The 12,577-nt window shown below is 48.7% G+C and carries 11 protein-coding genes; 6 read left to right on the top strand and 5 right to left on the bottom strand.

The genetic code is table 11. From position 1 onward, the window contains the following. The first annotated feature begins 46 nt into the window (after positions 1–46). From ACLTD4_RS07880 to ACLTD4_RS07865, 4 genes are all read left to right on the top strand, one after another. Complete coding sequence (locus tag ACLTD4_RS07880; protein WP_055657340.1) at positions 47–307, top strand: HD domain-containing protein; 261 nt, start codon at positions 47–49, stop codon at positions 305–307. A 157-nt stretch (positions 308–464) separates the two neighbouring features. Continuing rightward, positions 465–1,022 (top strand): TetR/AcrR family transcriptional regulator, encoded by a 558-nt coding sequence (locus ACLTD4_RS07875; RefSeq protein ID WP_055657338.1) that lies wholly within the window; start codon positions 465–467, stop codon positions 1,020–1,022. A gap of 115 nt (positions 1,023–1,137) precedes the next feature. Continuing rightward, complete coding sequence (locus ACLTD4_RS07870) at positions 1,138–1,887, top strand: ABC transporter ATP-binding protein (protein WP_117620821.1); 750 nt, start codon at positions 1,138–1,140, stop codon at positions 1,885–1,887. After that, positions 1,880–2,560: a hypothetical protein gene (locus ACLTD4_RS07865; protein WP_117620822.1), complete on the top strand. Its 681-nt coding sequence runs from the start codon at positions 1,880–1,882 to the stop codon at positions 2,558–2,560. Before ACLTD4_RS07870 ends, ACLTD4_RS07865 begins: the two co-directional genes overlap by 8 nt. Positions 2,561–2,667: 107 nt before the next feature. On the opposite strand, the gene ACLTD4_RS07860 is transcribed toward ACLTD4_RS07865, so the two are convergent. The 5 genes from ACLTD4_RS07860 to ACLTD4_RS07840 all read right to left on the bottom strand — a co-directional run bounded on the left by ACLTD4_RS07860 (position 2,668) and on the right by ACLTD4_RS07840 (position 9,501). Then, on the bottom strand, positions 2,668–4,203 hold the full coding sequence (locus tag ACLTD4_RS07860) for a response regulator (RefSeq protein WP_117620823.1): 1,536 nt from the start codon (positions 4,201–4,203) through the stop codon (positions 2,668–2,670). A gap of 2 nt (positions 4,204–4,205) precedes the next feature. Continuing rightward, on the bottom strand, positions 4,206–6,035 hold the full coding sequence (locus ACLTD4_RS07855) for a sensor histidine kinase (RefSeq protein ID WP_117620824.1): 1,830 nt from the start codon (positions 6,033–6,035) through the stop codon (positions 4,206–4,208). Positions 6,036–6,218: 183 nt separating this feature from the next. Next, a complete protein-coding gene (locus ACLTD4_RS07850; RefSeq protein ID WP_412331225.1) occupies positions 6,219–7,079 on the bottom strand; it encodes a carbohydrate ABC transporter permease in 861 nt (286 codons plus the stop codon). After that, positions 7,079–7,966: a carbohydrate ABC transporter permease gene (locus tag ACLTD4_RS07845; RefSeq protein WP_002600757.1), complete on the bottom strand. Its 888-nt coding sequence runs from the start codon at positions 7,964–7,966 to the stop codon at positions 7,079–7,081. The genes ACLTD4_RS07850 and ACLTD4_RS07845 overlap by 1 nt, the downstream gene beginning before the upstream one ends. Positions 7,967–8,094: 128 nt before the next feature. Continuing rightward, positions 8,095–9,501 (bottom strand): ABC transporter substrate-binding protein, encoded by a 1,407-nt coding sequence (locus ACLTD4_RS07840; RefSeq protein ID WP_117620826.1) that lies wholly within the window; start codon positions 9,499–9,501, stop codon positions 8,095–8,097. A 291-nt stretch (positions 9,502–9,792) separates the two neighbouring features. Here ACLTD4_RS07840 and ACLTD4_RS07835 point away from each other — a divergent pair, with 291 nt between their 5' ends. Both ACLTD4_RS07835 and ACLTD4_RS07830 read left to right on the top strand, forming a co-directional pair. Beyond that, the gene (locus tag ACLTD4_RS07835; RefSeq protein ID WP_117620827.1) at positions 9,793–10,782 is read left to right on the top strand and encodes a serine hydrolase domain-containing protein; all 990 of its coding nucleotides are present in this window, start codon (positions 9,793–9,795) and stop codon (positions 10,780–10,782) included. 125 nt (positions 10,783–10,907) lie between these two features. Further along, complete coding sequence (locus ACLTD4_RS07830) at positions 10,908–12,563, top strand: glycoside hydrolase family 43 protein (RefSeq protein WP_117620828.1); 1,656 nt, start codon at positions 10,908–10,910, stop codon at positions 12,561–12,563. The last annotated feature ends 14 nt before the right edge of the window (positions 12,564–12,577 follow it).

Below are 12,577 nucleotides of genomic sequence, written 5' to 3'. Positions count from 1 at the left end.
TACAATCTGTTACATAGAAAATATATAAATAAAAGGGGATACAGACATGGATATAACAGATTTTCAGCTTATAGAAGAATATATGCTCGAATGCATGCAGGACAGCGCCCATGACAAAGAGCATATTTACAGAGTCCTCTATGTTGCACTGGATATTGCAGAACAGGAACGTCATGTTGACTACGACCTTCTTATAGCCGCCTGCCTGCTGCACGATATCGGACGCCAGGAGCAGTTTGAGAATCCGTCGTTATGCCATGCCGTCGCAGGCGCCGAAAAGGCCCGTACATTTCTTACACCTGTCTGAAAAGCTCAAATAACACTACAACTAAGGACACGACTTCTATGAATGAATATTATTCATTGACTTTTCTACCGTTTACCTCTATACTATTATTTAACAGGCGAAACAGCTTATACAACAGTCATACAATAAAACAGTTATCAGAGCAGGAGGTGAACGCATGCGGATTACAAAGGATCCCGAAGAACGCCGACAGGAAATCATAGAGACTGCCATGCATTTATTCTATGAAAAAGGCTATGAAAAAACATCGATTGGAGATATTGCGAAGGCAATCGGAGTGGCACAGGGATTATGCTACCGTTACTTTCCTTCAAAAGAGGCTCTCTTTGACAGCACAGTAGATCAATATGCTCAGATCTTGGCCGACCGACTTTCGTTACCGGCCGAAAAGGAAGTATCCCTCAGACAGATCCTTGAGAATATGCCGGTCGATGCAGAGACCGACGATACTGATTTTTACAAAGTATTCCATAAAGCCGATAATAAAAAATTTCACGATCAGCTTTCTATGAAAGTTTGTGAAAAGCTGCTCCCCACTGTTACAAAACTCCTTGAACGCGCGCAGAGTAATGGTGAGATCACCCTGGATGATGTGCCCACCGCTGCTGCATTCTGTGTCTATGGACAGCTTGGCATTCTTTTAAATGCCGATTACAGCCCCGAGGAGAAGGCAAAACGAATCCACTCCTTTCTCATTTTTGCTTTAAGACTTTGACTCATCCCCTGCCTAACCGCAGGGGCATTACTTGGCTCCATAATTGAATGATATTCATTCATATATCTGTCAAACATACATTAACAACGAATTCTATCATAAAGGAGAATTAATTATGCATGAAGAAAAGCAATCAGAATCACTTCACGTAATCTGTCAAACCAGGAACTTGACAAAAAATTATAAAGATGGAGCGGCCTTAAAGGAAGTAAATCTAACCGTACATAAAGGCGACATATTCGGATTGATTGGTGAAAATGGGGCTGGTAAAACTACACTGATCAAACTCCTTGCAGGACTGATCCCCCCGACAAGCGGTACGATTCAATTACTTGGGGCAAACACTCCGGAAGAAAGAAACCGGATACAGGCAGACATCGGATATATGATTGAAATGCCCGCAGTTTATGGCGACATGACAGCGGAACAAAATCTGGAGGTCCGGCGGATGCAGAAAGGAATCAGAGATCGACAAAGCACGGCCGAAGCCCTCACCCTGGTCAATCTGCTGAATAATCAGAAAAAAGTGAGAAATTACTCTTTAGGTATGAAACAGCGCCTTGCTCTGGCATTAGCACTCCTGGGACAGCCGCAGCTTCTGATTCTCGATGAACCGGTCAACGGATTGGATCCCACAGGCATTGCTGCATTGAGAGAGCTTCTCATTAAACTGAACACAGAAAAGAAGGTAACAATCATCATCTCCAGCCATATCTTAGGCGAACTGCATAAACTGGCAACCTGTTACGGCTTTCTTCATGCGGGAACTTTGATCGAACAAATTACAGCCGAAGAATTAGACGCGAAAACGAAGGATATTGAAACGTATTTTACTGATATGGTAGGAGGTGGATTCATTGGTTAATCTTTTACAAGCGGAACTTTACAAAATAACGCATACGAAAGTAATGGCAATATGCCTGGTCTTCACAGCCGGGATCGAATTTGTAAATAGTTTTCTTCACGGCGGCAATCAAATCGATACGATGACCTTACTGATTGAAATCATTGGTCTGATAAGCTGTGCACTGTTTTCCGGACTTTCTGTCGGCACTGATTTCAGCGGCAGGACAATCATTCATACCGTCACTTCCGGGAAAAGCCGGAGCTGCGTATGGGTCAGTAAGTATCTCTCATTTTTTATGGCCTGTATTGTCCTACTGTCCGTCAATTCCCTTGCGGCAAATGCCGGTTTCCTGCTGTTTCATAGAACGGGCCTTGTATTTTCCTTAACCGGGATGACGGCCGTTGTGCTCTATACCTTTGCTGGCATCGTATACGACCTCTGTCTGGCAAGTCTCTTCTTTATTATCACGATGCAGATCAAAGAAAGCGGCATTTCGATTGCAGTCTCCACTTTGTTCGTCGCGGTTATGATATCCAATTCCAATGTATTGTGGGTAGACCGGATGTTTCCGCTTCTTAACGCCCAGACGGTTATGAATGGTATTCCATTTTGTAATTTCCTGGCACTGCTTCCTGTTCCTGTGGTTGTTCTGTGTGCCGGTATACAGTTCTTTAAACGGAGGGATCTGTAAGTGTAGTGAATTGCTCCATAGAGATGTAACGAGAGAAAACTGCTCTAACGGTTATGTTATGGGCAGTTTCTTCCTGATCGGATCATTAACGCTTCCCTGTTGGTATCTTAACTCCCTTTTACTCTCTTTCTGTAACTGGATGGAGTCTCTCCATAAATTCTCGAAAATAATTCCGAAAACCCTCTTCCATCCCGGAATCCCACCAAATCTGCAATCTCTGCCGTCTTCTTATCAGTAGAGACCAGTAAATCAACCGCATGTTTCATCCGCACCTTGTTTAAGTAATCCTTAAAATTCTCTCCGGAATTCTTCTTAAAAAAGCTGCTGAAATAGTAGGGATTCATATGTATTTCCCCGGCCAGCACCTCCAGGGTCAGGTTCTCGCTGTAATGCCTCTCAATATACTCTCTGGCATGGATAATATCCTTTTTCTCACTGCTCACGACCGCCTTTTTTATCCGGTCCTTATACTCCTTAAAGTATCCTTCAAACAGGCCCGTAAGGCATTCATAGGACTCGCTCTGCCTTGCCTGCTCCAGAATATCCTTAAACTCCACGGGCATACCATCAATGCCCATGGTTTCAAACCGTTCCTCTATGATACGAATCGTGCTTCCGTAGTGGAAGCAGGCGTCGTCCCTTCTCCCCTCCGAAATCAGGCACACCAGACGCCGGAAACGGGCGGCCGCATCCGTAAACGCCTTTTCATCCTGAGCCACCATCCCTTCGATCAGCTGATTTCTCACTTCCCGGATCTCCTCGAGTGTGGCGGGCTTCTTAAAGACCGGCTCCCCGACATGCAGAACCGGAATTTTGATCTGGCTGCTGAAATAGAGATATCCCGTCATGGACAGACACGCTTCATATGCCTTCGGTATCTCTCCCATGGAGTCTACCGGATTACCCACAATAAAACCAAGCCGGCAGCGCGGAATGTGAAGCTGCACCTCTGCTTCCTCCAGTATGGAACCGAGTGTTCTTCCCGTTTCCTCCTTCTCGGGATTCTTGAGCACCATGACAATGTGGCCATTTTTTAAGAAAACAATCCCCAGATGCCGCTTTTCCAGATATTGCTCCAGAAAGCTCAATACCGAAAACTGGACCAGCCTTCGCTCCTGTTTCCCCGTCTGTCTGCTGTAGAGAATTTCCGTCAGGATCGGTAAATATCTGCACTCTTCCATTTCCACCAGCTTATCGTACGCCGCCGCTGTCCCCTCTTCCTCCGGGTAATCCGGGTGCTCCGTGACCCCGCCTTCGCCATCCGCATCATTTTTCAGCATGGTGATGCATTTCTCCAGCGTCTCCACCAGTTCTTCGCGGATAACGGGCTTCAGCAGATAGTTCACGGCGCCATACGTCAGAGCATCCTTGGCATACTGGAAATCCTGGAATCCGCTGACGAAGATCACCTTCGTCTCAATCCCCAGCGCCTTCAGCTCTTTTAAAATCTCGATTCCCGTCTTCTTCGGCATATAGATATCGAGAAGCGCAATATCCGGTTTCTCTGTGAGAATCCCATCGAACGCGGCTTTCCCGTCTTCGTATTCCCCCACGATCTCGATGCCCAGACGGTTAAAATCCACAAGCTTCTGTAATCCTCTTATGATCACGGGCTCATCGTCCGCCAGAATCATTTTTATCATTCCTATTCTCCCCCTTCTTTCCACGGCATGATAATCCGAACCATGGTTCCGACCCCGGGCGTGCTGGTGATTTCAATTCCGTACGCCTCTCCATATAAATACCGCACGCGGTCATGTACATTTTTCAGGCCGATGCTCTGCCAGTTATGTTCATTTTTAATCCCCGGCTCATTTCCATCCAGAAGCAGCTTCAGCTGTTCCAGTTCCCCGCTGCTCATTCCGGTGCCATTGTCCATGACCGAGATTTCCATGCGGTTCTCCACATGCTCCGCCTCGATCATCACATGTCCTGACCCGTCCTTCGGTTTGATTCCATGGACATAGGCATTCTCCACGATCGGCTGCAGAATCAGCTTGGGGACGTGAACCTCACTGAGTCCGTTTAAATCCGCGGTAAAATGGACCTTTCCCTTGATCCGGCAGTTTAACAGACAGACATACTGCCTTGTGATCTCCACCTCTTTTTCCAGCGGCACCATGTCCTGCATGGGGCCAATCATATAGTGGATCTGGCTGGACAGCGCCTCGATCATCTCAGATACGACCGTATCATCCTTGTCCAGCGCCGTCATCCGGATAATTTCCAGCGTATTATAGAGGAAATGCGGATAAATCTGGGATTTCAGCGCCGTCATCTCCGCCTCCGCCTGCTTCATATGCGCCACATAGGACTGATTGATATAACTCTCCAGCTCCTTCGACATCTGATTGAAGCGCTTCGACAGCACCCCAATCTCATCCCCCGAGGTTACAGGGAGGCGAACCTGAAAGTTACCGGTCTCAATCTCCGACATCTGTTCCATCATATTCCGAATCGGCTTTGTCAGGCGCCTGGAAAACCACACCGAACCACCCAGCAGCGCCGCCAGAGAGGCCCCGATGAACACATACATCATCGTCTGCATACGTCTGATCTTCTCATAGGCAGTCGCCGTCTTCATCGTAATAATCACCTTCAGCCCGCTGGCATTATACGGTGTATCCACGACGAACTCTTCCTTCGTCTCCTCAAACCGGACTCCCTCCGACGTCAGATTCTTCCCGATCAGTGACTCATCACTGCTGTAATAGCAATTATTTTCCCGATCACACACATAGACCTGGTCCCTTGCATTTAGATTCAGGTTCTTAAACGCCGCCTCCATCCGCTCTAAATCCACATCGATAAACAGCGTACCGACATACTTATAATTTCCTACTGTCCCCGTTAAATCAAAGTAATTCCTGGCCAGTGTAAAGACCCAGGAATCCTGCATACGAAAATAGTCGTTCTTATGAGTCAGAATCAGCATCAGATTCTTACTGTTTCTATCCAGTCCATCAAGCCCCATCCTCGCGTCAAACACCGTCTCTTCCTCCGAAGGAATATTCCGCCGCGAGCGGTGAAATGCCAGCTTCTCCCCCTGAATTCCCTCTCCCACAAAATGAGCCCCGGAAATATAACTGTCCACCGCCTGGACATTTCCCAGAAACACCATCATGCTTTTATACCGGTTGGCCTCCATATACTCCGGATCCTCACCAATCCCATAGATAATCCGTCTCAGATTATCATACGACATATAATTAAACTGAAACTCCCCCTCGCTGGAATAATTATAATAATAAGGCATCTTCGACACCCCATTATAGCTCTCCATCATATCAGCCAGCGACTCACTCACATAGGACGCCGCCTGAACGTAATTACTCCTCAAAGAATTACCATACTCCTTAAACATCCGGTTTACGATCACCGTCGAGAGAAAAAGCATGGGAATTAACCCCAGCGTAATAATAACGAGACAGAATTTCTGATACAGGCTCAAATTCCTTTTCCGGCGCTTCTTCACACTATTTCCTCCCTCTTACTCCCCAAAACTCTTACCCACCATTATACCATACATCCCACTTAACCTCAATTTCCACCCCATCTTCCGCCCTTCTCACCTCACGCAGCCAGTACAACAGCCCTTCTCACTCACGCAGCCAATACGCAGCCCCGGGCGCTCCGCAAGTGTTGGGGCGTCCCCTGGCTAAATTACCCTTTTACCCAACCCCGCCGTAATCCCCTTCACAAAATACTTCTGCAGCAGCACAAAGATAATGAGTGCCGGAATGATGGAACAAACCGTACCCGCAAACACAATATCCCACCGCGCCGTATACTGTCCGACAAAGGAGTATACCTCAACCGTAATCGTTTTCGCCCGGTCTGAAGGAAGGACGAGATACGGCATTAAAAAGTCATTCCAGATACCGAGTCCGTTTAACACTACCATGGAAGCAGTACACGGTCCGAGAAGGGGGAATGTCACCTTCCAGAATGTCTGGAACGGATTGCAGCCATCGATCTGGGCCGCCTCCTCGATCTCTAACGGCACTCCCTTTAAAAAGCTGCAGTACAGCAGGGAGCCGAACGCCACCGAGCCCGAGATATAACAGGCAATGGGGCCTGCCAGATTGCCGAACAGTCCGAACATCTTCATCTCTTTAAACAGCGGGAACATATAGAGATGAAATGGAATCATCATGCCCGCCAGAAAGTATGTATAGATAAATATAGTTGTCCTCGTCCTGCGCCGCTCCATCGCATAGGCCGCCATGGGAACGATAAAGACAATCAGCACTTCGGATACCAGCGTTAAAACCACACTGTGGAAAATGGCAGTCACAAAATCCGACTGGGCAAATAAATCCTGAAAGTTCTTTAAGTACAGCGTAGTTGGCAGAGACATAGGATTCTTCAGGATTTCGCCGTTGCTCTTAAATGCGGATATAATCGCAAAGAATACGGGAGCCAGGAACAGAACGGCCAGTATAATCGTCGCGGCAAAGAGAATACCGTTTCCCGGGCGTACTCTCCGTCTGCTGGCTTTAATTCCTACTTCTTTCATTATAACTGCACCTCCCTGCGTTTTAGAATGCTCTGCTGGATTGCGTTGAGAATCAGAATAATAAACAGGAGCACTATGCCGACCGCCGTTCCGAAGCCCTGCCGGCCTTCATTGAAGCCCACCTTATACAGCAGGTACACGATGGTCTCTGTCGTAAATCCGGGACCGCCGTCCGTCATGACGGAGATCTGATCGAACACCTTCAGACCGTTGATCAGGGAAAGTGTCAGATTGATGGTAAATGCACCGGAGATCAGAGGCAGTGTGATTGCCTTGAAACGCTGAAGCGGTGACGCGCCGTCGATAGCCGCCGCCTCCACCACATCGGTGGGTACACTCTGCAGTGAGGCCAGGTAGATAATCATGTAGTAACCGGCACCTTTCCATACCAGTACGACACCGACCATGATCAGAGCCAGCTTCGGATTCCCCAGCCAGTCCTGACAATACTCGCCCATTCCCAGCGAACGGAATATCGTATTAACCGCACCGAAATTGTAGTTGTACATGATCTTCCAGATAAAGCCTGACACGATGCCGCTGATCAGTACGGGAACGTAGAAAGCGCTCCGGAAGAAATTCTTTCCCCATCTCACATTATCCACGATCAGCGCCAGGATTAACGCCATGCTGTTTTCCAGAATCGATATGAACGCGGTAAGAATCACCGTATTCTTCAGTGCATTTCCAAAACGGGCGCTGGTAAAAATCTCTTTGTAGTTTGCCAGCCCGACAAACTTGACGACCGGATTCAGTCCATCCCATGAAGTAAAGCTGTAATAGACGCTGGCAATCGTCGGCACGATAATAAACAGCGTAAAAAACAGGAAAGCCGGTGCGATAAATCCCATTGATACGAAATCAAACTTTGCTTTTTTCTTTCCCATCTGTCCCCCATCTCCTTTCCTTTTCTTATCTAAGGGGCTGTTAGAGAACCATTCCGGCTCTGTAACAACCCCTTTTCCATCAGTTTCCTGTTATGTTCCGCAAAGCATCATTTTCGCAGAGCATCACTCTATTCCGCGTTCTTTAACGGGTTAAAGCTCTGCATGGCAACCTGCCACGTCTTGTTTAATTCCTCACATGCGGACGGAATATCCCTCTGTCCCTGGATTATTTCAATCGTTGTCTTATACATGAAATTTCTGAAATCCGGAGGAAGCTCATTTTCACCTACTCGTCCGTTCCACATAACGCTTAAATCATCAGCCGTATTGGTAGCCTCGATGACTTCCATCATGACCGGAGCGGCAGCCAGATCAGGTGTCGCAACAGTAGACGGAATGGCATTTAACTTGTCACAGTAAACCTTATAATTATCCGGTGCGTAGAAGAAACGGATGAACTCCTCAGCCGCAGCCTTCTTATTCGCATCCTTTGCGGATTCTGCGGAGATTGCCAGGCCGCCTGCGCCGCCGCCACCTACGAGACGGGTCTTTCCATCAGGGCTTGGCACCGCAAACCATCCTATCTCAAAGTTCGGATCTGCATCTGTAATCTGGGAGAACATATGAGTACCGGAATACATCATGGCCGCCATATCGCTGACCAGGAATGTTGTAATCTGCGCATCCGGGGTCGATACCCAGCCATCCTGCGCATACTGGAAGATGTTCTTCATTTCTTCAAAGGTGGCAGTGATTGCCGGATCCGTAAAATCCTTTGTTCCCTCATAGCAATGTTTGATAAAATCAGTGTCCTGGCTCATTACCTGATCATTGTAAGCCTTGTAGAACCAGAATCCTACATGCCAGATATCCTGTCCGCCGATCACGAGAGGTGCCATATCCCCCTTATCCCTGATCTTCTGACAGAGTTCCATAAATTCATCGTATGTCTTCGGCTCCGTGAACCCGTTCTCATCAAAATACTTCTTATTATAAATAATTCCCTGTGTATTCTCACCACCCAGAGGAGCCGTATACGTCTTTCCATCAAATGCAACTGTCGTTTTAAATAAAGAAACGATATCTTCCGGCAGCGGTTCCAGCATATCGGCACGCACATAGACCGGAGTATCTCTCATTTCCATCACATCCGGGAATTCCCCGACACTTTCCTTTGTCTTTAAGAACTCGCTGTAAGCTCCGCCGTTGCCTGGCTGGATCTTCACGGTAATATCCGGATACGCCTCATTAAAGCGGTTTACAATTTCGTTCATGGAAGCCTTTGCCCCCTCGTCGCCGTCAGCAAATATAAAAGTCAGCTCTGTCGGCTCCGTCACGATGGAAGCCTCTGTCCCCGCTGCCGTCGTATCTGATTCGGTCTTTGCCGCCTCCGTTTTTGCCGCCTCGGTCTTTGCCTCTGTTCCCGCAGCAGGGGCCTGTGACGCACCGCCTGAAGAATCCTTGGAACCACAGCCGGCCAGAAGTGTTCCTGCCATGGCTGCACATAATACAGAAGCCAGTAATCTCTTTTTCATGTTGTATCCTCCTTGCTATGAGCACTTAGCGGACGCCTTTTGGCCGCTCACGTGCAATACTTGTTTTTTCTTTCTGTCATAACTATATCAGGAAATACATTCCGAAAAAACTCTGTTTTTTAAGGTATTCATGCAATTTTTAAAGATCGTTGGCCAAATCCGATAGACAGCGTAACCCAATAACGATACAATAAAGGCTGACAGGATACACGATACCAGAGCTGGGGCTAAAGCCCATTTCCGGACAGAGCACCAACTGCCAATACGCTTACAGAAAGGAAACCTTGTTCCATGAACATAGAAACACTCATAAACGCCGATTTCCGAGGCTGCATCCAGGTAGTCCGACACGGCGAGACGATATTGGAAAAGGCATATGGATTCGCCGACCTGGCCAACCGGGTCCCAAATGAACCGGATACAAAGTTTGCAACCGCTTCGGCCGGAAAGGTGTTTGTGGCGGCGGGAATATTACAGCTGATCGAACAGGGACGGCTGAATTTCAGCGGCCGCATCGGTGATTTGCTCGGCTTTGATTTAAGAGCCATCGACCGGGATATCACCGTGGAGGAGCTGCTGACCCATACCTCCGGCATACCGGACTACTTCGACGAGAGTATCATGGAGGAGTACGAGGACTTATGGAGAGATTACCCCAATTATAAGATACGCTCCAACAGGGACTTACTGCCGCTGTTCCTTTATAAACCCATGATGTATCCCCGTGGAAGCCGTTTTCAATACAACAATACCGGTTTTGTCGTGCTGGCCATGATCCTGGAATCCGTGACAGGGGCCGCGTTTGATGAATACTTGAGAGACTGCCTGTTTATCCCCTGCGGCATGACCTCCACGGGATACTATGAGCTGGACCGGCTTCCTGCCAAATGCGCGTCAAACTATATCTATGATGCAGAAACGCAGACGTACCGTACCAACATATTCAGCGTTGACGCAAAAGGCACGGGAGCGGGCGGCGCATTTACGACGGTCGGCGATATCAGACGCTTCTGGGAGCACCTCATGTCCGGCAAAGTGATTTCCCCTGACATGACTGCAAATATGACCGAAAATCACAGCGGCGATGCGCGGTGCTACGGATATGGAATCTGGCTGCGGGAGCAAAACGGAATTTATTTCCCTTATTTTCAGGGCAGCGACCCCGGAGTCAGTTTTATCTCTTCTTATAAGAAAGAAACTGAGACTGTGGTCACTCTGGTCAGCAATTATGGAGATGATGTCTGGCAGCTTCACAGAAAGCTGACAGCGGAATTGTATTAACCACAGACGGGCTTTTTCTTTAAAATTTGAACTCTATTGTTAAAATATGGACTTACGTTTCCATGTTGCAGTCACTATAATGATACTCAGCACAGGAAGTTTCTGAAGAAAGGACTGCAAAACACATGAATGCAAACACAATTACCAATCCAATTCTAAGGGGATTCCATCCCGATCCCTCCATTGTCCGGGTGGGGGAGGACTATTATATTGCCACCTCCACCTTCGAATGGTTTCCCGGCGTACAGATCAGCCATTCCAGGGATTTCATTCACTGGGAGACCCTGGGCGGCACGCTGAATGACCCGGCCATTCTGGATCTGAAAGGAGTCGGTCCCTCCCAGGGCGTCTGGGCCCCGTGCCTGACCTGGGATCAGGGGACATTCTATCTCGTATTCACCATTGTCCGCTCCTTCTACTGCAACATGTACGACACCCACAATTATCTGGTGACCTCCAAACAGATCATGGGCCCCTGGTCCGCTCCTGTTCCATTAAATGACTTTGGATTCGATCCCTCTCTGTTTCACGACACAGACGGCCGCAAATACATGGTCAGCATGGTAACGGATCATCGAATTCCACAGAAATATGCGGGCAGAATCATTTTGCAGGAATACTCCCCTTCCGAACAGCGGATGGTCGGACCGGTAAAGGATATCTATCAGGGAGATAAAATCTTTCTGGAAGGTCCGCACATCTTTAAAAGAAACGGCTGGTATTACCTGTTTACCGCGGATACCGGCACCGGGGAACTGCACGGTCAGACCATTTTGCGTTCCCGGAGTGTCTGGGGACCGTATGAAATGTATCAGTCTCCCGTCATGGAGAGAACCGGCGACAACGAGGCATTTTCCATCTTCACCACACGCCATCACGAGGACTATCCCCTTCAGAAAGCAGGCCATGCCGATCTCGTGGAAACGCAGAACGGCGAGTGGTACGCGGTCCATCTCTGCGGCCGTCCCCTCTCCAACCGCAACGAAGCGGACCGCAGGCGCTTTCCCGGCTGCCGCCGCTATCCCCTGGGGCGTGAAACAGCGGTTCAGAAGATGCGCTGGACCGTGGATGACTGGCTCGTGCTGGATAACGGGACAACGCTGCCCGATACTAAGGTGCCCGCGCCGGAGCTTCCCCCCTGTCCCTGTCCGGAAATACCGGCGAGTGACGACTTCGATCTCCCCAACCTCGCTCCTGTATGGCAGTCGCTGAGGGTTCCCATGAAACACACGCACATTTCCCTGACTGCACGCCCGGGATGGCTTCGCATGTATGGAAGGGAGGGACTGGCCTCACGCTTTGCGCAGACGCTCATCGCCAGAAGATGGACGGAATTCACCTTTGAGGCATCGGCCCGGATGGAATTTCATCCCAAGGTGTTTAAGCAGATGGCCGGGCTCATCTGTATGTACGATACGGATAATTACTTCTATCTGCATCTGACCTTTGACGAAGATTCAGGAACCTGCCTGATCCTCCTGAGAGCGGAAAACAGAAGCTACTCCTATCCGGCCGGCATTCTGCCAGTTCCCGCCGATGCCCCTCTGCTCTTTAAGGCCGCGGTGGACCATGACACCATTCGTTTCTTCTACAGCCTGTCGGACGAGCAGAATTTCGTCCCCATCGGCGCTCCTATGGACTGCAGCTTTCTCTCCGACGAGGCTTGCGAAGAGGGCTGGTTTACCGGAGCCATGGTCGGAATCTGCTGCCAGGATCTGACTGGTGGCGGAGTCTATGCGGATTTTGACTGGTTTGAGTACAGAACAGAGTCATTTCAGTGATAAAAAGAGTCTTG

It is taken from the genome of Hungatella sp. (assembly GCF_046966825.1).
This window is presented reverse-complemented; position numbering and strand designations above follow the sequence as displayed.